13 protein-coding genes are annotated in these 19,818 nt (G+C 57.6%); 6 read left to right on the top strand and 7 right to left on the bottom strand.

All coding sequences use genetic code 11. The annotated features are described in order from the left end of the window. Nucleotides 1-42: 42 nt before the first annotated feature. On the bottom strand, nucleotides 43-1,179 hold the full coding sequence (locus tag WBR57_RS25295; RefSeq protein ID WP_424087697.1) for an acyl-CoA dehydrogenase family protein: 1,137 nt from the start codon (nucleotides 1,177-1,179) through the stop codon (nucleotides 43-45). Between the two features lie 220 nt (nucleotides 1,180-1,399). Here WBR57_RS25295 and WBR57_RS25290 point away from each other — a divergent pair, with 220 nt between their 5' ends. Next, nucleotides 1,400-2,320 carry a GlxA family transcriptional regulator gene (locus tag WBR57_RS25290; protein WP_424087699.1) on the top strand — a complete coding sequence of 307 codons (921 nt, stop codon included), beginning with the start codon at nucleotides 1,400-1,402 and terminating at the stop codon, nucleotides 2,318-2,320. A 67-nt stretch (nucleotides 2,321-2,387) separates the two neighbouring features. Here the strand turns inward: WBR57_RS25290 and zapE are convergent, their stop codons facing one another. The 3 genes from zapE to WBR57_RS25275 all read right to left on the bottom strand — a co-directional run bounded on the left by zapE (nucleotide 2,388) and on the right by WBR57_RS25275 (nucleotide 5,571). Further along, entirely contained in the window at nucleotides 2,388-3,482 is a 1,095-nt protein-coding gene (gene zapE / locus WBR57_RS25285) for a cell division protein ZapE (protein ID WP_424087695.1), read from the bottom strand. 79 nt (nucleotides 3,483-3,561) lie between these two features. After that, nucleotides 3,562-4,917, bottom strand: a complete 1,356-nt coding sequence (locus tag WBR57_RS25280) for a tryptophan--tRNA ligase (RefSeq protein WP_424087693.1) — start codon at nucleotides 4,915-4,917, stop codon at nucleotides 3,562-3,564. Nucleotides 4,918-4,941: 24 nt separating this feature from the next. Further along, on the bottom strand, nucleotides 4,942-5,571 hold the full coding sequence (locus WBR57_RS25275; protein ID WP_424087691.1) for an alpha/beta hydrolase: 630 nt from the start codon (nucleotides 5,569-5,571) through the stop codon (nucleotides 4,942-4,944). Nucleotides 5,572-5,718: 147 nt separating this feature from the next. On the opposite strand from WBR57_RS25275, the gene WBR57_RS25270 reads away from it, so the two are divergent. Then, entirely contained in the window at nucleotides 5,719-6,156 is a 438-nt protein-coding gene (locus tag WBR57_RS25270; RefSeq protein WP_017138275.1) for a YhcB family protein, read from the top strand. Between the two features lie 134 nt (nucleotides 6,157-6,290). On the opposite strand, the gene WBR57_RS25265 is transcribed toward WBR57_RS25270, so the two are convergent. Beyond that, a complete protein-coding gene (locus tag WBR57_RS25265; RefSeq protein WP_424087688.1) occupies nucleotides 6,291-8,015 on the bottom strand; it encodes an ABC transporter ATP-binding protein/permease in 1,725 nt (574 codons plus the stop codon). A gap of 157 nt (nucleotides 8,016-8,172) precedes the next feature. Here WBR57_RS25265 and WBR57_RS25260 point away from each other — a divergent pair, with 157 nt between their 5' ends. Then, nucleotides 8,173-11,304 carry a dermonecrotic toxin domain-containing protein gene (locus WBR57_RS25260; protein WP_424087686.1) on the top strand — a complete coding sequence of 1,044 codons (3,132 nt, stop codon included), beginning with the start codon at nucleotides 8,173-8,175 and terminating at the stop codon, nucleotides 11,302-11,304. Between the two features lie 103 nt (nucleotides 11,305-11,407). Here the strand turns inward: WBR57_RS25260 and WBR57_RS25255 are convergent, their stop codons facing one another. Continuing rightward, complete coding sequence (locus WBR57_RS25255; RefSeq protein ID WP_010565532.1) at nucleotides 11,408-11,968, bottom strand: response regulator transcription factor; 561 nt, start codon at nucleotides 11,966-11,968, stop codon at nucleotides 11,408-11,410. Next, nucleotides 11,961-13,223 carry an ATP-binding protein gene (locus tag WBR57_RS25250; RefSeq protein ID WP_424087684.1) on the bottom strand — a complete coding sequence of 421 codons (1,263 nt, stop codon included), beginning with the start codon at nucleotides 13,221-13,223 and terminating at the stop codon, nucleotides 11,961-11,963. Before WBR57_RS25250 ends, WBR57_RS25255 begins: the two co-directional genes overlap by 8 nt. 260 nt (nucleotides 13,224-13,483) lie before the next feature. Here WBR57_RS25250 and WBR57_RS25245 point away from each other — a divergent pair, with 260 nt between their 5' ends. From WBR57_RS25245 to WBR57_RS25235, 3 genes are all read left to right on the top strand, one after another. Beyond that, nucleotides 13,484-17,116: a dermonecrotic toxin domain-containing protein gene (locus WBR57_RS25245; RefSeq protein WP_424087682.1), complete on the top strand. Its 3,633-nt coding sequence runs from the start codon at nucleotides 13,484-13,486 to the stop codon at nucleotides 17,114-17,116. 90 nt (nucleotides 17,117-17,206) lie between these two features. Beyond that, a complete protein-coding gene (locus WBR57_RS25240) occupies nucleotides 17,207-17,920 on the top strand; it encodes an SIMPL domain-containing protein (protein ID WP_424087680.1) in 714 nt (237 codons plus the stop codon). A 92-nt stretch (nucleotides 17,921-18,012) separates the two neighbouring features. Next, nucleotides 18,013-19,614 carry an ABC transporter substrate-binding protein gene (locus WBR57_RS25235; RefSeq protein WP_424087678.1) on the top strand — a complete coding sequence of 534 codons (1,602 nt, stop codon included), beginning with the start codon at nucleotides 18,013-18,015 and terminating at the stop codon, nucleotides 19,612-19,614. Nucleotides 19,615-19,818 lie beyond the last annotated feature (204 nt).

Raw genomic sequence — 19,818 nt, 5'->3', positions numbered from 1 at the left:
AGGGGGCTTGCCCCCGATGAGGCCCTGCGAACATCACAAGGTTCAAAGCGCCCGCGCAATAATCTCCTTCATGATCTCGTTGGTCCCCGCATAAATCCGCTGCACCCGCGCATCCGCCCAGGCCCGGGCAATCGGGTATTCCCACATGAAGCCGTAGCCGCCGTGCAGTTGCACGCACTCATCGAGCACCTTGCATTGCAGGTCCGTGGCCCAATACTTGGCCATCGCCGCCGTGGGCACGTCCAGCCTGCCCTCCAGATGCAGCGCCATGCACGTGTCGACAAACACGCGGCCGATCTGAATCTCGGTGGCCATCTCCGCCAGCTTGAAACGGGTGTTCTGGAAATCGGCAATCGCCTTGCCGAACGCCTTGCGCTCGCGGGTATATTCCAGGGTCCACTGCAACGCCGCCTCGGCTGACGACAGCGCACCAATCGCTACGGTCAGGCGCTCCTGGGGCAATTCCTGCATCAAGTACGCGAAGCCCATGCCGGCCTGGCCCAGCAGGTTTTCCTTGGGCACGCGCACGTCCTGGAAGAACAGCTCCGAAGTGTCCTGGGCCTTCATGCCGACCTTCTCCAGACGCTTGCCCTTGGCAAAGCCCGGCGTGTCGGCCTCCACCAGGAACAGGCTGGTGCCCTTGGCGCCGGCCTTGGGGTCGGTCTTGGCGACCACGATCACCAGCTCGGCGAGGTAGCCATTGGTGATAAAGGTCTTGGAGCCATTGATCACGTACTCATCGCCGTCCAGCACCGCCGTGGTCTTGACCCCTTGCAGGTCGGACCCGGCCCCCGGCTCGGTCATGGCAATGGCCGTGACCATTTCGCCGGAGATCAATTTGGGCAGGTACTTGTGCTTCAGCGTCTCACTGCCGTAATGCAGGATGTACGGCGCAACGATGTCCGAATGCAGGGAAAAACCGATGCCCGTCAGCCCCAGGCGGCTGATCTCCTCGATCACCACCGCGCTGTACAGAAAGTCCGCGCCCAGCCCGCCGTATTCCTCCGGCAGGTGGGAGCACAGCATCCCCGCCTCCCCCGCCTTGCTCCACAGAGCCCGGTCGATATAGCCCTGCTTCTCCCATTGCGCATGGAACGGCGCCGCGCCCTTTTCGAGGAAGGTCCGCACGCTGTCGCGGAAGAGTTCGTGCTCAGCGCCGAACAAGGTTCTGGGAATCATGGGTCACCTGCGTGGATTGTCGGACAAAGACGAGCCTACAGAGCCTATGCCGCAAGGGCATCACGGGACACTGGACACATGCGACAAAAAATAAGACGATCCAGCCGTCTGGTGACCACTTTCCCCTATAAGAATAAATGAAATTATGTCTAACCAAATCTCCACGCCGTTGCGGCGCGTCAGCATTTTGGCCATTGATCGGGTATTCGCGTCCACCCTCATGCAAGCCAAGGATTTCTTCCACCTCGCCAGCCTGCGTTACGGCAAACAGCAGGGCCTTGGCCTGACCCCGGCGTTCGAAACACGCCTGGTGAGCCCTGACGGGCAATCGGTGCGCAGCTTCAGTGACGTGATCATGCCGGTGGACGGCGGCCTCGAAGACGCCGACATCATCGTGCTGCCGGCCTTCTGGGATGACTTCGACGCCCTGTGCAGCCGCTACCCGCAAGTGCTGCCGTGGCTGCGCGAGCAACACGCCCGCGGCGCAGTACTCTGCGGAGAGGCCACCGGGGTGTTCTGGCTGGCCGAAGCCGGCTTGCTCGATGGCAAGGAGGCGACCACCTACTGGCGCTTCTTCACGGCCTTCAGCGAACGCTTCCCCAAGGTGCAGCTCAATCAGGACAAGCACCTCACCGACGCCGACAACCTGTATTGCGCCGGCGGCACCACCTCGGCGTGCGACCTTTACATCTACCTGATCGAGCGCTTCTGCGGCGCCAACATCGCCCAGGCCGTGGCCCGCGACATTCTGTATGAAGTGCAGCGTAGCTACGCGCCGGGGCGTATCGGTTTCGGCGGGCAGAAGCTGCACCAGGACGTGATCATCCTGCAGATCCAGCACTGGCTCGAAGAACACTTCGCCGACAAGTTCCGCTTCGAAGACGTCGCCCGGGAACACGGCATGAGCATCCGCAATTTCATGCGCCGCTTCCAGACCGCCACCGGCGACAAGCCGCTGCACTACCTGCAACGGCTGCGGATCGAGACGGCCAAGGGCCTGCTCTCAGGCAGCCGCAAGAGCATCAAGACCATCAGTTATGAGGTGGGTTACGACGATGCGAGTTTCTTTGCGCGGTTGTTCCGACAGCACACGGAGTTGTCGCCGAACCAGTATCGACAGCAGTTTCAGCAGGCCGCCTGAGTAAGGGGGTACACAAAGCAAATGTGGGAGGAGGCAAGCCCCCTCCCACATTTTTACTGTGTCGCTCTTAGGGCTTGTGCCCGCGCGACAGGAACTCGTGGGACTGCATTTCCAGCAGGCGGCTCAGCGTACGCTGGAATTCGAAGTTCAAGCGACCGCCGGTGTAGAGGTCCTTGAGTTCGACTTCCGCCGAGATGATCAGCTTGACGTTACGGTCGTAGAACTCGTCGACCATGTTGATAAACCGCCGCGCGATGTCATCGGTGGTCACGCCCATCTGCTCGACGCCGCTCAGGATCACCGCGTGGAAGATCTTGCCCAGCTCGATGTAGTCGTTCTGGCTGCGCGGGCCATCGCACAGCTGACGGAATTCAAACCAGGCCACGTCATCGCAGGTGCGCAGCGCGATGATTTCACGGTTTTCGATCATCAGCTTGTCGTTTTCCACCGCCTGGGTGCATTCCGGCGTGAGCGCGCGGAAGCTTTTCTTCAGGCTGTCATGCGCCGCTTCATTGAGCGGGAAGTGGAACAGCTCCGCTTGCTCAAGGTGACGCAGGCGGTAGTCGACGCCGCTGTCGACGTTGACGATCTCGGTGTTCTGCTTGATCAGCGCAATCGCCGGCAGGAAGCGCGCGCGTTGCAGGCCGTCCTTGTACAGGCCGTCAGGCACGATGTTCGACGTCGCGACCAGGGTCACGCCATTCTTGAACAGCTCTTCCATCAGGGTGCCGAGGATCATCGCGTCGGTGATATCGGACACGAAGAACTCATCGAAGCAGATCACGCGCGCTTCTTCGGAGAAACGCTTGGCGATGATGGTCAGCGGGTTTTTCTCGCCCGGCAGGGTCTTCATCTCTTCGTGCACGCGCTTCATGAAGCGGTGGAAGTGGGTGCGGACCTTTTCCTTGAACGGCAGCGCTTCGAAGAAGGTATCGACCAGGTAAGTCTTGCCGCGGCCGACGCCGCCCCAGAAGTACAGGCCTTTGACCGGGGTGTGGTCTTTCTTGCCAAACAGCTTGCTGAACATCCCTGGCTTGTTCTGCGAGGCCGCGACCAGGTCGTCGTACAGGCGCTGCAAATGACGCACCGCGTTTTCCTGGGCCGCGTCATGGAAGAATTCAGGGCGTTTCAGATCAGCTTGATATCGTTCTAGGGGCGTCATAATTTCGTTAGCAAGGCAACAAAAACGGGCCGTCACTGTAACGACGGCCCCGGATAATGGCAATCAACCCTTGGTCGGGTTAATCCTCGATTGGGGTCAACGCCACGCGCAAAGCGGCGATGGCTGCATCGCGGGAAGCTTCGTCGGCGAACTGCGGGCTGTCAGCGACGGCGGTGTGATTCAGCCATACGCTGAAGCTCAAACCTTCGACGCGAATTTCCATCGGCTTACCCGACTGCAGGAGCTTGGAAAAAGTACCTGCCATCTTCCCATCGGCAAAGTTGCGCGACAGCAACAGCTGCTCGCCATCGGCGGCCAACAGACGGAAGCGGAAGCTGCCGTCGTCTTCACGGAAGCTCACGAAACGTGCGGCTTTCGCGGCTTTTTTCTTGCTGGCAACCGGCGCGGCCGCCTGGTTGACGAACGAACGCAGGCCCACCGCCTCCCGCAGCTCGGCCAGGAACGGAGCGGCCACGGCGCGGGCTTTCTTGGCGCCGACCAGCAGCAGGTCTTCCATGTCCGACGGGCGTGACATCAGCTGGTGATAACGCTCGCGCGCCTCACCCAGCTGGCCGTCCAGCAGTTGGAACAGACGGTTCTTCGCTTCGCCCCAGCCCAGACCTTGCAACAGCTCGGCGTGGAACTCCTGTTCCTGGGCCTTGGTGGCAAACGCCTGGTACAGGGTGAACAGGTGCGAATTGTCCGGGTCCTTGGCTTCGCCGGGCGCGCGGGAGTCAGTGACGATCCGCGAGATCGCGTCTTTCATGTCCTTGGCGCTGGTGAACAACGGGATGGTGTTGTCGTAGCTCTTGGACATCTTGCGGCCGTCCAGGCCCGGCAAGGTGGCGACACTTTCTTCGATCAGCGCCTCGGGCATGGTGAAAAATTCTTTGCCGTTGCCGAACAGGTGGTTGAAGCGCTGGCCGATATCGCGGGCCATTTCCACGTGCTGGATCTGGTCACGACCGACCGGCACCTTGTGCGCGTTGAACATCAGGATGTCCGCCGCCATCAGCACCGGGTAGCTGTACAGGCCCATGGTGATGCCCGCGTCCGGGTCTTCGCCGGCTTCCACGTTTTTGTCCACGGAAGCCTTGTACGCATGGGCGCGGTTGAGCAGGCCCTTGGCAGCAACGCAGGTCAGCAGCCAGGTCAGCTCGGGGATTTCCGGGATATCGGACTGGCGATAGAACGTCACCCGGTTCACATCCAGGCCACCGGCCAGCCAGGTTGCGGCGATTTCCATACGCGAGCGCTGGATGCGCTGCGGGTCATCGCACTTGATCAAGGCGTGGTAGTCGGCCAGGAAGTAGAAGGAGTCGGCATTGGCGTCCTGGCTGGCAAGGATCGCCGGGCGAATCGCACCGGCGTAATTGCCCAGGTGCGGCGTGCCGGTGGTGGTGATGCCGGTGAGGATACGGGTACGAGTCGTCATGGGTAATCGCTTATCAGACTGCTATCAATTCGAGAGACGCGGCAGCACCAGATCCTTGAGATCGGTGAGCTTGCCGTGAAAAAAGTGTCCGCATTCTGCCACTTTCAGCAGCTCATGGGGGCGATTCAGGGCGGCGGACCAGTCGTAGACCACTTGAGGGTCGACCACTTCGTCGGTTTCCGGCTGGATCAGGGTCAGCGGGCAGCCTTGGGGCAGCACGTCGCTGTCGCGCAGGCGCATCACCGCAGCGGCCACCATAAACAGGTGCGCGAGTTTTTCGCCTTTGGCTTCCAGGCGCCCGCCGAGGCTGGCGGCCACGTAGCCGCCGAAGGAAAACCCGAGCAGGGTGATCGGCAGGTCCGGGTGTTTTTCGCGCAGCCAGGTGGCCGCCGCTTCGGCATCGTCGACTTCACCGGTGGCCATGTCGTGGGTGCCGGCGCTGGCACCGACGCCACGGTAATTGAAACGCAAAGTAATCAAACCGGCATCGCGCGCGGTGCGTTGCAGGGTCGAAACGACTTTATTGAGCATGGTCCCGCCCTGCACCGGGTTAGGGTGGCAGATCAGCGCCAGGCCACGTGGCTCGGGGTGATCCAGGTACAGGGCTTCCAATTGGCCTACCGGGCCATCGATCAAAACGGGGGTTTCACGCATGAGCAAGGAATGAACTCCGTGACCTCTCAAAGGGTCGACTCGTCTAGCTAAAAGTCTGTGCATGGCATCATTGCGAGCTTAATCGCGGTATACAGCGCAGGTCCGAGCCGTTAACGTAAAGCAAAGCCGTTTATAGAGGAAGGACTCGTGGAACACTCGCTCTTAGTTTGGTTGTTGCCGACTCTCGCCTTGGTTGCCGGTGTCGCCATTGGATTCCTGGTTGCCCGCCTGCTGCCGAATGCCGCGCCTAACCGCACGCAGCGTCAGTTGGATGACATCCAGGAACGTTTTGACAGTTATCAGAACGAAGTTGTTACCCACTTCAACAGCACCGCGACCCTGGTCAAAAAGCTTACCCAGAGCTACCAGGAAGTACAGGATCACCTCGCCGATGGCGCCAACCGCCTCGCCCTCGACGACATTACCCGCCAGCGTCTGCTGGCCGCGTTGCATTCCGATGCACCGCAAGCGCCACGGGAACGCCTGACCCCACCCCGGGAAAACCAGGAGCCGCCACGGGACTACGCGCCAAAAACGCCAAACGCCCCAGGCATGCTGGATGAGCATTACGGCTTGAAAAAGTAAGTTATTTTCAAGCACTAAAAAAGCCCGGCTGATCGATGATCAGCCGGGCTTTTTTGTGTGAGCTCAACCCATCAGACAACACCGATCAACTGTGGGAGCGGGCAAGCCCCCTCCCACATTGACCTGGTTTGACATCAGGAGACGGGCTGCTCCTGCAAAACCCCTCCGTCAATCCGCACATGCCGTTCATGGAAGCGCTTGAGGCTGCTGCGATGGCCGACGCTGACAATGCTCAACCCCGGCAACTCGTCGATCAGCGCCTGATACAAGCTCGCCTCATCCTCTTCATCCATCGCCGAGGTGGCTTCATCCATGTACAGCCACTGCGGCGCGAACAACAAGGCGCGCGCAAAGGCCAGGCGCTGCTGCTCACCCGGCGATAGCATGCGTTGCCAGTGGTTGGCCTCATCCAGGCGCGCAACCAGATGCGGCAGGCGGCAGGTTTCCAGGACCTGTGCATAACGTTCCGCCGTATAGGCGCTGTCGTCCTGTGGATAACTCAGCACCGCCTTCAACGTGCCGATCGGCAGATAAGGTTTCTGGGGCAGAAACAGATAGCGCGCCGCAGGCAAACGAATGCTGCCATGGCCCGCCGGCCACAGATGGCCCATTGCCCGCAGCAGCGTACTTTTGCCACTGCCGGAACGCCCGCTGAGCATCACGCGCTGGCCTGGCTCCACGCTCATGTCGGCATCGGTGAGCAAATGGCGACCATCGGCCAGGTCCATGCCCAAACCCTGCACCACCAGGCGCTCGCCTTCCGGGCGCACATCAATGGCCGGCACACGTTGCTCGTTATCACGCATGGCCTGATGAAAGCTCAGCAAACGATCACTGGTGGCACGCCACGAAGCCAGCTCCGAGTACGCGCTGATAAACCAGCTGAAGTTCTCCTGCACGTTGCCGAACGCCGAGTTGATTTGCATCAGCTCGCCCAGCTCGATCTTGCCGGTGAAGTAACGCGGCGCAGCCACGATAAACGGGAAGATGATCGCAATCTGGCTGTAGCCGGCGGTGAAGAAGGTCAGGCGCTTGGACACTTTCATGATGTCCCAGAAGTTGTGCCAGACCTTGCCGAAACGTGCGCTCAAGCGCTGGTTTTCATTCGGCTCGCCGTTGTACAGGGCGATGCTCTCGGCGTTCTCGCGCACGCGCACCATGGAGAAACGCAGGTCTGCTTCGAAGCGTTGCTGTTGGTTGCTCAGGCCGATCAAGCGGCGGCCGATCAGGTGCGTCAGCCAACTGCCGACGGTGGCGTACAGTAAGGCGCACCAGAACATGTAGCCGGGAATGGTCACGCCGAACACTTCAATGCTGCCCGAAACGCCCCACAGGATGATCGAGAACGACACCAGGCTGACCACGTTGCGCAGCAGCCCCAGGCCCAGGCTCAAGGTGCTGGAGGTGAAGTTGTTGAGGTCTTCGGAAATCCGCTGGTCCGGGTTATCGGTGTAGCCGCCTTGCTCCAGCTGGTAGTAGTTCTTGTGCGCGAGCCAGCGTGCGAAGTGTTTTTCGGTGAGCCAGGCACGCCAGCGGATAGTCAGCATCTGGGTCAGGTACAGACGGTACACCGCGCCGAGAATCGCTACCGCCGCGATCCCGCCGAAATAGCCGATCAGTTGCCAGAAGGCCGCCGTGTCCTTCTTCTCCAGGGCGTTATAGAAATCCTTGTACCAGTGGTTGATCCACACCGAGATCGCCACGCTGAACAGCGACAACGCGACCACCGCCGCCAGCAACAGCCAGGCCTTGCCCTTCTCCTCACTGCGCCAATAGGGCGTGATCATCGCCCATGTACGGCGAAAGAAGTGCCCACTCACCGCGTCGTTGACCGCGGAGTACTCAGCGTTCTGATTCATCGTTCGGGCTCTGTAAGAAAATGTGACAGGCGTTTGAACCGATCATAGACGATCGGTTCACGGCTCCGTGCGGCCTGAAGCGGGTTGTTCAGTCAGCGTTCAGCGCGGGATCTGCGGTTGCACAGCCAGCCGCGCCGGACACCGGCGGCAGAACTGCATGCTTTTTCGCGGACGCCTAACCCAACGCTCCTACCTGAAGCTGGAACCGTTCCCACATGGGTTACCACCTAAAACGACACCCAACCGTGCTCCCCAAGTCGAGATAACCACCATGATACCCAGCACTGCGCTTTCTCCTCCCCAGCTTCCCGCCACTCATGGCCAGCCCGATGCGCAAAGTCCGAACACGAGCCTTAACCGCACCAGCTACTCCACCGGGCCGAAAGAGCAGCAGTTAGTCACAGAGATGAAGCCGGAGGCTTCGCGAAGTGGGGTTTATGTTGAAACCGCTGTTGACCCCGATCCCGGCAAACGTGTCGCAAACAGCGAGAAAACCCCGGTGCCGGTCAATGTGGGTCTGAACATCAACATAGACCCTGTGGCTAAAAAGATTTCCCAGGCATTCAACAGTGTGGAGCAGGAAGCGTCCCTGTTTCTCAAAGATAGATTTGCAAAAATGAAAGCCCAGGAAACAGACCCGGACAAGAAGCAGAAGTGGGACATCGACCCCGACAATACTTATCTCGTAACTTATGATTACAACAGCCAGGACAAAGAACCCTATCCGGCGAAAATCACGGAAAAAATCTCACTGACCCAGGCGCTGATCAAGAACGCACAGGACACGCCTCAAGGGAGTGGCTACAGCGTTGCCTTTTTTAATGGCGGCCCGAATGTAAAAGTCCAAGACCAACTGGAGACCCACAAACCCGGCATCTTCGATTTCTCGTCACGCTTCGACCCGCACAATCCGAGGGCTAACATCACCCATAGTTATCAAGGTATCTACAGCGAGTCGCCGGGTTCCCCCGCCTCTCTTTATAACGCCACCAATCAAAGCGCGCTGGCACCAGACGACTTCAAAAAACTGATCTGGAAAGCGGACTTTCAAAAGCCATACGAGTCGTTTCTGGATGAATTCTGGAACAGCCATCAGGAAAAATACGCCCCGCTGGCCAAAGCTGCATTTATCAAGTCCGCAATGGGGCAACATCAGGAAGGTAGCCTGAGCGCGGCCGGTAGAACGTTGGTGATGCGTGCGGCCGGGTTGCCAGGCAATCAGGATTCCTGGCCTGACATAAAGTTTGAAGACATACAAAAGAATTCCGCCAAAGACCCGAACATTGACGTTGGCCTGCTGAACATTGGCCAATATTCATCCACTGACCTCGTGTACATCACCGATAAAAGCGTAAAGTTGGATGCCCACGGCAATAAAATTCCGCCTCTTACGCTTCTTTACATACCGGGGAATTCTTCACCCATCCACAGTTTCAATAGCCCCGCAGAGATGAAGACGTGGATCGCGAAACAAATGGCTGATCCGGCAAAACAAACTGCAATGGCGTCACACTTCCAACTCAAGGACAAACCCAACGGCTGGGAGCGCGCTGGAATAGACGAGACGCTGGCCGGTCTCGGAGCATGGCCCGCTTGGCGCGAAACTCCGGGGTTGTATGGGAGCAAAGCCTTCAGCGGCAAGTGGGACCCTCAAGATTTCATCACCACCGAGCCCTACGACCGGCCGTTCGACGAAGTCTCGAAACGGCAGAAAGATCGCTCATACGCGGACGCGGCAATCAAAATAACCTCAGACCGAGATGTCACTAAAACGCACATCCTTGAAGGCCTGGAGAAGACAGCCAAAGCCGCGATGTTCTTAACACCACTGTCGCTCGTGGTGCCTGAAGTCGCAGCAGCGCTGGATCTTTTTTATTTGGCTGACGCGCTCACCACAGCCGGCATCGGCGTAGATGATGCCTTACGGGGCAAAGATAAGGGGACTGATCGAATCGTCTTCGGTTTGTTCAACGCGGCAACTGTGGTGGTGCCTCATGCCATATCAAAACTGCGGGGACGCGGCAGGTTCAAGCCAGGCGAAAGCCCAAGGCCAGCCCCCCGCACAGAGGAACCCGTACCGCTGGAAAAAGACAACGCCCCGATTCGAACCAAAACCAGTGGCCGCTTGAACGACCTTAAAGACCTCCTTGGTTCAAGCAACAGCATTCACGCGAAGTTCAAACCTTTCGCGAGCAAGTACAGAACAACGGGAGAGTTCCAACCCGACAGGTGGGGCGTCTACAAAATCAAGGGTGAGCCCTACGTAACGATCAAAGCCGATGGAAGTGGCGGAACCGCGCTGTATAAGGTGCGCCTGAACGCTAAGCAAAATATTGAACTGGTGAAACCTGGAGAGTTTGTTTCCAACAATGCGCCACAACTGCGAGAAGTTGGCAACGGCGAGTTCAGGGAAATCATCGACAACCACCTCTTTGCAAAAAGACTTAAAGGCACGTTAAAAAAAGGACCTCTACGCGACGCCTATGAAAAAGGGCTGGCCAGCGGAGATCCGACAAAAATCAAAGGCTACAAAAAAGGGTTGGCCTATGACCAAATCCAGGCTTTGATCATGCAACCTGAACGAACGCCAGAAGAAATAGGCACGTTGGTAGCAGTGTTAAAAAAGCAAGAAGTCACGTATAGCCTTGATCAGTTTCTAGCGTTCAAAGGCGATGTGGAGGCCGCCGGCGGGACGGCAGTTGGAATGCCACAAAGCTTTTACATCCATGAGATCTCTAAATTGAATGAAGGCGAATGTGCTGCGTTGGCCAACACTATGGCACTGGCCATCGAAAAGAACAGAGAGGGTGTGCTGATCGAAAACTTGTTCAAGTCAACTGCGCCCTCAAAAGACGCGGCCATCGTCGGATTCAGAAAAAACATGAAGAATCTGCAGAAGGCCACTGAATACCACTTTCATGGCAGCCAGCCTTCCAGGCAAGTCCCTTATACAGATATTGCGTCTGAGTTGGACAAGGCAGTGACGACCAAGATATTACGCATCAGGGATAACGGCCACGGCATCATTGCAGGAACCACTATAAAAAACGGTGAAAAGTCCTTCTTTCTTTATGACCCTAACTACGGGCTGGCGAGGTTCCCGTCGAAAGAATCAATGGAGAAAGGCTTGGACAGCCTATTGAGTAGCGGAAGCACTGCGGGCGCCCGCAGACCCATGGGTACGAACCCCGAGCTTCCCGAATACGACATAAGTGAGTTCAGCGAGCAGGACTTCATGCAGGTAGCGCAAGGCGTTGATCCCAACGAATTTTTTGACGCGCCCCTGTAACTCCCCCCGATAGCCGGCCGCGCCTCGGAAACTCCGTTTGGAAAACCGCAGGCGCGGCCAGCCGCTGATGCCATCGTCATCCGCTCGGCTGGTTCTGCGGTATTCAGCGCCGTACCGGACGCTTCTGCAACTTGCGCTGCAAGGTGCGGCGATGCATGCCCAGGGCGCGGGCGGTGGCGGAGATGTTGCCTTCGTGCTCGGTTAACACGCGTTGAATATGTTCCCACTGCAGGCGGTCCACCGACATCGGGTTTTCCGGCACCAGGGTGTCGAGGTCGGCGTGTTCGGAGAGCAAAGCAGCCAGCACGTCATCGGCGTCCGCCGGCTTGCACAGGTAGTTACAGGCGCCGCGCTTGATCGCCTCGACGGCAGTGGCAATGCTGGAGTAACCGGTGAGGATCACCACGCGCATTTCCGGGTCGAGCTCCAGCAGTTTTGGCAGCAACACCAGGCCGGAATCGCCGTCCATTTTCAGGTCGAGCGCGGCGTAGTCCGGCAGGTCGGCCTGGGCGATGGCCAGGCCTTCTTCGGCAGAGCCTGCAGTGCTCACGCGGAAACCACGACGGCTCATGGCGCGCGCCATCACGCGGGTAAAGGTGGCGTCGTCATCTACCAGCAGCAGGTGCGGCAGTTCTTCGCCTTCGACTTGGATTTCGTCACTCATCGATATCTCCTCGTGCGACACGGGGCAGGCGCAGCTCGGTGAGCGTGCCGCCTTCCTCATGACTATAGAGCTTCACTGAGCCGCCCGCGCGGGTCACGCTGGCCTTGCTCAAAAACAGGCCGAGGCCGAAGCCTTTGCCCTTGGTGGTAAAGAACGGTTTGCCGATCTGCTCGGCAATCGCCAGCGGCACGCCCGCGCCGTGGTCACGAATACTGATGGTGACGTTTTCCGCGTCCCAGTCCAATTGCACACCCAGCCCTTCGGGGCAGGCGTCGGCAGCGTTGTTCAGCAGGTTCAGCAGTGCCTGGGTCAGATCCGGCGGCGGCGCCATGCGCGGCACCGTACCCTGGCCGAGCAGGTTGAAGCGGTAACTGGCTTCGGGACGCATCAGGTGCCAGCGGTTCAGGGCTTCGTCAAGCCACTGGGTCACGTCCTGCATGTCCACGGCCAGGCGGCGATTGGCTTCGGCGGCGCGCACCAGTTGCTGCAAGGTCTGTTTGCATTGCTTGACCTGTTCCTGCAGCACGCTGAGGTCATCCTGCAGGGCCGGATCAGGATGGTCCTGGATCATTTCATTGAGCAGCACGCTCATGGTTGCCAGGGGGGTGCCCAGCTCATGGGCCGCGCCGGCAGCCTGGGTGGCAACGGCCAGCAATTGCTGGTCGCGCAGGCCTTCTTCGCGGCGAATGGCGCGCAGCTCTTCCTGGCGGCGCAGCTCTTCGGCCATTCGCGCAGCGAAGAAGGTGATCACGGCGGCGGACAGCGCAAAGCTCAGCCACATCCCGTAGATCTGCAGGTTTTCGCGAGCGATGGGGAAGGTTTGCAATGGATAGAAGCGTGCCAGCAACAGGGTGTACAGGGTCAGGGCGATGCCCGACAGCACCACCGAGTAGCGCCACGGCAAAGTCACCGCGGCGATGGTCAGCGGGACCAGATAATAAGAAACAAACGGGTTGGTGGAACCACCCGAGAAATACAGCAAGACGCTGTGGATAAACAGGTCGCAGGCCAATTGCAGGGCGTATTCGAGTTCGGTGACCGGCCAGGTAGTGCGCAACCGGATCGCGGTAAACACACACAGCACCGTAGAGAAACCGAGGGTCACGGCCAGTTGCAGCCAGGGCAACGGCAGCAGGTCGAACCAGTACGCAAGCCCGACGGAGCCGGCCTGTGCGGCCAGTACCAGGGTACGAATAAACGTCAGGCGCCAGAGGTTCTGGCGGGTGGCGGAAGTCAGTTTTACGGCGGCGAGCATGAGCTCTCCCGGTGAGCGCTGCAGGCGGATCGGCACGAGTATAAACGAAGCAAGGCCTCAGGCACGGAGACTGCGGCAAACGACCACAGCCCTACAGCCCCCAACCGAAAACCATCGCGACTGCATTCCGGGCGTGCAGGTAATAAAATTACACACACATGTAGAACTTTTCCAAACTCAAGATGAAACTTTTCTTACGAACTTAACCACCCATTGTAGGCGGTGACCGAACAAATTAAACTTAAATACGGATCTCCCCTATGAACATAAAACCTGCGCCTGCCCCTGTTGTAGAACTAACACGCACGACTGTACCGACTGTTAAAACTTCAATTGCCGTTATTCTTCCCGACACCAAGGAGGAGCGTAAAAACGCGCCGCAAAATTTTCCTTCCAACCCGCAATTCTCAGCGACCAGACAGACTCAACCTCATCCACTTTCCGTGACATCGGAACAGGAAAAAGAAAAGCTGCGAAACACCAACGGCCCTGATCAGAATGCTTTAATTGAAGACATTGCAAAAGACCCCAATCCTTTAATTGAAGATGTCGCAAAAGATCCAAACATCTTAATTAAAGATTTTGCAAAAAACCCCGTCCCTCTGGACAATCGTACTACTTACATCCATGTCATAAGGCAGCCCGAAGGTAAAGCAGTGGCTGAGCATTCAAAAGTGCCCGCCCCTGTAGACCTGGGAATAAATACTGCCATTGATGACCATGCGAAAAAGATTGTGCAGTCACTAAAAACTGTCAGTCAGGATGCTGTAGCGACCGTCCAAGATATGGTAAAGAAAAAGTGGGGCTCGACTGTCGATCCCGACAATACGTTTATCGTCACTTTCAAATACAACACCCATCAAGGCAAGCCGTACCCGGCAAAAATTGTCAGCAAGGTCAGTTTGACCCAGGCCTTCATTAAAAACTCACAAAATATCTTGGACAAAGAAAGAACTACCGTCCCTTATTACACGGGTGGCCCAGAGATCAAACTGGTCGACACGCTCGAGAAAGTAGTGCCCGGTACGTTTGATCTGAAAGATCGCATCTCCCCCGGAAATGAATCCGCCCATGTCACTCACACCTATCAGGGCGTCTACGCCAACGACCCCTCCAAACCGGCGACCTATGGTCCATCAACGCAACTGCCGTTTTCGGTAGACGACCTCAAAACAGAGATTTACTCGTCTGATTTCCAGCGGTCCCACACCGAATTTCTGAATGATTTCTGGGACAAAAACGATGCGCACTATCCGACCCTCGTCAAGGCTTCGCTCTTGAAAGCGGCGCACAGCCAGGCTCAGGAAGGTACGCTGCTCAATAAGGACAAACAGCTATTGTTTCGCGGCATGGGGCTTGATCCTGATCAGCCCGCGTGGGCTGACACAACGCTGGAAAGCCTGCAGCAGCCACCACGTCGCAATCCTGACGTGAGCATCGGACTGCTCACATTAGGGCGGTACCAATCAACTGACATTATGGTCATCACCGACAAAAAAGGTGAGGTCAAGGAGGGTAAGACCTTTCATCGAACGTTGCTTTACGTACCGGGCAATTCATCCCCGATACACACGTTCGACTCGCCAGAGCAAATGAAGGCGACCCTGGCATCCTGGGCCGCCGATCCGGTCAAACGCGAGGCCCTTCTACAACATTTCAACATGAATGAACGCACGGGCAGCGTATGGCATGCCGGTACTGGCGAAACACTGGAAGGGCTGGGCGCATGGCCTAAATCCGGCCGTCGTTACAAATGGGACCCTGCCGAAACGATTAGTGTAGTACAACAAGCGGACCCTTTTACCGAAGTACGCGAACGTCAGCGCACCCGTTCATACGCCGACTCCGACTTCCTTATTACCAGCAACAATGACGTCAACAAAGCATGGGTTGAAAAATACCTCAGCAAAGCGGCGATGGTCGCCATGCTTGTCACACCGTTGGCTTTCGTGGCGCCTGAAGTAGCAATTGCATTGGACGTGCTCGCTGTCGCCTCAGGTGCTGCCGAGGTCGGTATAGGTACGGATGATATTGCCCATGGCAAACCAGGTGGGGTGGGTAAAGTTATTTTCGGGGTGATCAATGCCGCGATACCCGCAGTGGTAAGAGGCATTGCAGCACGTAACGCTGCCGCAAAGCTTGGAGAGCGCTTGGAGTCGCTGCCACGAGCGGAACCGGAGCTACCGGCTACGCGAGGGTCGGGGCGAACGCCGCGTGTTCGAAAACTCAATACGAGCATCAATCGAAATGCACCCGCAAATGGCAAAAGCACGTTCCCGATCAAGCGTGAAATAGGCCCCAACGGCAAGAGCGTACTTGTGCCTGAAGGCATCGGGGGCGAAAACCCGCAGATTCTGAGAAGAGAGAAATATACGGATGTGGTCGTGGGAGACAAAGTCTACCGTTACGACCCTGCCAAGCCAGGTGTAATGACCGAAGTCGGACCAGCCGGTAATTCCGAGCCGCTGGAAGGGTTCGAGAACTCGTGTAGCGCGCCCGGAATTCGGCGCATCCGTGATACGAATGGCTTGTGCTACACCAAGTGGATTGAACCGGGCGGTACGCCGGTGTACCAGGAAGCCCAAGCGCTGGAGCACAGGCGATTGGTACCAAGCCCGAAGGTCAGTGGACAACCAAGAACCGTGGTTCATGACCACCGTCTATTCGAGGTTAACTCAAATGCTGGCGATCGCCTGTTTGAAGTACCAGCCCAATCTCCCATCACGTACCGAAGCAACGTCAGCGGCAGTCTTATCAATGAGCCTGACTTCGGCTTTGATGATATAGGGCTACCTCGCCCGGTAAATAACGACACCGTGGTCGTGAAACTTGATCAGATCAGTGACATCAGCAACGACCAACGAACAATCAGGGGCGTTAAGATTCAGTACAACGGCAAGGACTTCGTGATTGTCGAGGGCGACACCGGGGTGTTTTATCTTGCTGAACTCACGGGCAACAAACAACTCAACTTTCATCGCATCACGGCCAACAACCACACGCTTAGCAACCAGATGATAGAACTGCACGACCAATACAAAGATATGCATGGCTACGCCGCCACTGTCACCCCAAACAACGACATCGTCGTACTGCCGGGCCTGGATGATCTGTTGAACAGAATCATTGCCGGTAATCAGCTTTCGCCCGAGGAAGCGCAGCAGCTGACCAACGTGCTGACTGGCTTGAGCGACGAGAAAAAACGTGAGTTGCTGCTGAACATTTACGCCTGGGGTAAAAAAATCAATGTCCCCACTGCGCTAAAATCTATTGCGCTCGAACCCTTGAATATACCGACAACGGGCAACACATGGTCTCCAGCCGAGCGCAATGAGTTCTTCGCAAAACAATCACGCGCAGTGATAGACCGACAATTCGACGCGACGGGAATAAGATCAGCCAATCAACGCATCCCTTATGATCTCGCTGACGACGCCCGCAAGTTCAGTGCCGATGAAATAGTGACCTGGCTATACACTCGCACTGGTGCGCCCAACTACTCGGAAACCATCCTGAGAGTGGGCGCTGGAAACTGTGACCAGATGGCGCAGGTTGCTGTTGACACCATCAATCTCAGCGGTGGCGAGGCCAGAATTGCGCAGGTCAAAGGGCATACATTTGCCGTCGTAGGCGGGCCCAAAGGAGGACAGATCACTGCGGGTTTCAAGGGATCCGAATGGGCCGACGCCTGGGTGGTGGATCCATGGGCGGGAATCTCCTGCCCTGCCAGCAACTATCGCGCACAATTCGAGCAACGGATGAGGGAATGGAGCGCCAGCGGCAGGGAAATATTCATAAACGATGGGGCCACACCGCCCCAATGGTTCTGGAGTGACCCGATGAATCCCTTGTGGATAAACGCAACGACTCGCGGAAATGCGCAGGTATTCTGAGTCATGAGATTTTTTGCGTATCCATTAACCCGACAGCGCCCATGGCTGCGTCTACAGTCATACCGATTACGGACAACCTCAGGAGTTTCTATGTCACGTTTGATTCGCACCGCTGCCTGCATCACATTCGGCGCTGCAACACTCGTCAACCTTCCAGCTATGGCCGCCGATGAGCTGCATTACAACCAGATCTCCCTGCGTGCCGAAGTCAGCCAGGAAGTGGCGCGCGACAAGATGATCGTCACGCTCTATACCGAATCGCAAAATACCGACCCGGCCAAGCTCGCCGCCGAAATCACCACCACGATGAACAAGGCGCTTGGCGAGGCGCGTGAAGTCAAAGGCGTGACCCTGCGCCAGGGCGGCCGTAACAGTTACCCGATCTACGACAACAAGAACCACAAGATCACCGGCTGGCGTGAGCGCGCTGAGCTGCGCCTGGAAAGTGCGGATTTCCCGGCACTCTCCAAGCTCACCGGCGAGCTGCTGAACAGCTTGAAAATGGACAGCATGGAATTCGCCATCGCCGACAACACTCGCAAGTCCAGCGAAGACGCGCTGCTCAAGGATGCCGTAGCCGCCTTCAAGGCTCGCGCGCAACTGGCCACCGATGCACTGGGCGGCAAGGGCTACAAGATCGTCAACCTGAACTTCAACACCAACGGTTATCCGCAGCCCTACGCGCGTGGCGCCATGATGATGAAAGCAGCCGCCATGGACTCGGCACCGACACCTGAAGTCGAGGCCGGCACCAGCCAGGTCAACATGAGTGCCGATGGCGTGATTGAAGTGCAGATACAGTAACCCCTACCTGACAAACCTGAACGGCGGTAACCTCGGTGACCGCCGTTTTTTCGTTTGGGCAGGATTCGTCTGCCTGCATCTCAGGGGTCTCCATGGAAAGAATCACCTTAAAACCGCTGCTCGTCGCCGCCGGGCTCCTGGCCTTTATGCCCATGGCCCAGGCCGCCAGCACGCTGGTCTACTGCTCCGAAGCCAGCCCCGCCGGCTTCGACCCCAGCCAATACACCAGCGGTACCGATTTTGATGCCTCTGCTGAAACCGTGTTCAACCGCCTGACCCAGTTCAAGCGCGGCGGCACCGAGGTGGAACCGGGCCTGGCAACCCGCTGGGAGGTGTCCAAAGATGGCCTGACCTACACCTTCCACCTGCGCGACGGCGTCAAGTTCCACACCACCGATTTCTTCACGCCGACCCGTGATTTCAACGCAGATGATGTGCTGTTTACCTTCAACCGCCTGCTGGACGCCGAGAGCCCGTTCCGCAAAGCCTACCCTTCCGAGTCGCCGTACTTCACCGACATGGGCCTGAACACCACCATCAAGAGTCTCGACAAAATCGACGCACACACGCTGCGTTTCAATTTGAACAACGTCGATGCGTCGTTCGTGCAGAACCTGGCCATGAGCTTTGCCTCGGTGCAGTCCGCCGAATACGCCGACCAGCTCCTCAAGAAAGGCAAGGCCGAAGACATCAACCAGAAGCCGGTGGGCACCGGGCCGTTCGTGTTCAAGCGCTACCAGAAAGACTCGCAGATTCGCTACGTGGCCAATAAAGCGTATTGGAAGCCCGAGGACGTGAAGCTCGACAATCTGGTGTTCGCCATCACCCCGGACGCCGCGTCGCGCCTGCAGAAGCTCAAGGCCGGCGAATGCCAGGTCAGCGGTTACCCGCGCCCGGCCGATATCGAGGTGATGCAACAGGACCCCAACCTGCGCGTGCTGCAGCAAGCCGGGTTCAACCTGGGTTTCCTGGCCTACAACGTGACGCATCCGCCGCTGGACCAGCTCAAGGTGCGCCAGGCGCTGGACATGGCCATCGACAAGCCGGCGATCATCAAGGCGGTGTACCAGGGCGCCGGGCAATTGGCGCAGAACGCACTGCCACCCGCGCAGTGGTCTTATGACCCGAGCATCAAGGACGCGCCGCACGATCCGGCGAAGGCGCGGGCGCTACTAAAAGAAGCAGGGGTTGCACCAGGTACCACCATCAATTTGTGGGCGATGACGGTCCAGCGCGCGTCCAACCCGAACGCGCGGATGTCGGCTCAGATGATCCAGCAGGATTGGGAAAAAATCGGCATCAAGGCCAACATCGTCAGCTATGAGTGGGGCGAGTACATCAAGCGCGCTAAAAACGGCGAGCACGATGCGATGATTTATGGCTGGACTGGCGATAACGGCGACCCGGATAACTGGCTCGGCGTGCTCTACAGTTGTGCTGCGGTCAAAGGCAGTAACTACGCCAAATGGTGTAACCCAGGCTACGACAAGCTGGTCATGCAGGCCAAGCTCAGCAGCGACCGTGAGCAGCGCATCAGGTGGTATCAACAGGCGCAAAAAATACTTAAGGAACAAGTACCTATAACGCCTATTGCGAACTCGACGGTTTTCCAGCCGCTACGCAAGGAAGTCAAAGACTTCAAGATCAGCCCCTTTGGCCTGACGCCCTTCTACGGCGTGAGTCTGGATAAGTAACAGCAGCGCCCCAATCGAGTGCGCAAGACGCCTCGATTGGGCTTTTTTGGTGCCCCCTCTGCACCGAAAAAACCCTCTAAATAGTCCAAATTATGTATAAACTTTCATAATTGCGACATTCCTGTACGTTCGTACCACTGTTTCAGTCTTGTAACGGTTCAACATCTTGCAATGGGTATGGCGCCTGCATAAGTATCCGCAGGC

Origin of the sequence: Pseudomonas sp., from assembly GCF_049590575.1 — a bacterium.
In the GTDB taxonomy this organism is placed as follows: domain Bacteria; phylum Pseudomonadota; class Gammaproteobacteria; order Pseudomonadales; family Pseudomonadaceae; genus Aquipseudomonas.
Note: the sequence above shows the minus strand (reverse complement) of the source record. Positions and strands in the feature narration are given on the sequence as shown.

Coding starts and splice junctions, on each gene's coding strand:
- WBR57_RS25295 (WP_424087697.1), bottom strand. CDS start 1,179: ATGATTCCCAGAACCTTGTTCGGCGCTGAGCACGAACTCTTCCGCGAC.
- WBR57_RS25290 (WP_424087699.1), top strand. CDS start 1,400: ATGCAAGCCAAGGATTTCTTCCACCTCGCCAGCCTGCGTTACGGCAAA.
- zapE (WP_424087695.1), bottom strand. CDS start 3,482: ATGACGCCCCTAGAACGATATCAAGCTGATCTGAAACGCCCTGAATTC.
- WBR57_RS25280 (WP_424087693.1), bottom strand. CDS start 4,917: ATGACGACTCGTACCCGTATCCTCACCGGCATCACCACCACCGGCACG.
- WBR57_RS25275 (WP_424087691.1), bottom strand. CDS start 5,571: ATGCGTGAAACCCCCGTTTTGATCGATGGCCCGGTAGGCCAATTGGAA.
- WBR57_RS25265 (WP_424087688.1), bottom strand. CDS start 8,015: ATGAATCAGAACGCTGAGTACTCCGCGGTCAACGACGCGGTGAGTGGG.
- WBR57_RS25260 (WP_424087686.1), top strand. CDS start 8,173: ATGCTTTTTCGCGGACGCCTAACCCAACGCTCCTACCTGAAGCTGGAA.
- WBR57_RS25255 (WP_010565532.1), bottom strand. CDS start 11,968: ATGAGTGACGAAATCCAAGTCGAAGGCGAAGAACTGCCGCACCTGCTG.
- WBR57_RS25250 (WP_424087684.1), bottom strand. CDS start 13,223: ATGCTCGCCGCCGTAAAACTGACTTCCGCCACCCGCCAGAACCTCTGG.
- WBR57_RS25245 (WP_424087682.1), top strand. CDS start 13,484: ATGAACATAAAACCTGCGCCTGCCCCTGTTGTAGAACTAACACGCACG.
- WBR57_RS25240 (WP_424087680.1), top strand. CDS start 17,207: ATGTCACGTTTGATTCGCACCGCTGCCTGCATCACATTCGGCGCTGCA.
- WBR57_RS25235 (WP_424087678.1), top strand. CDS start 18,013: ATGGAAAGAATCACCTTAAAACCGCTGCTCGTCGCCGCCGGGCTCCTG.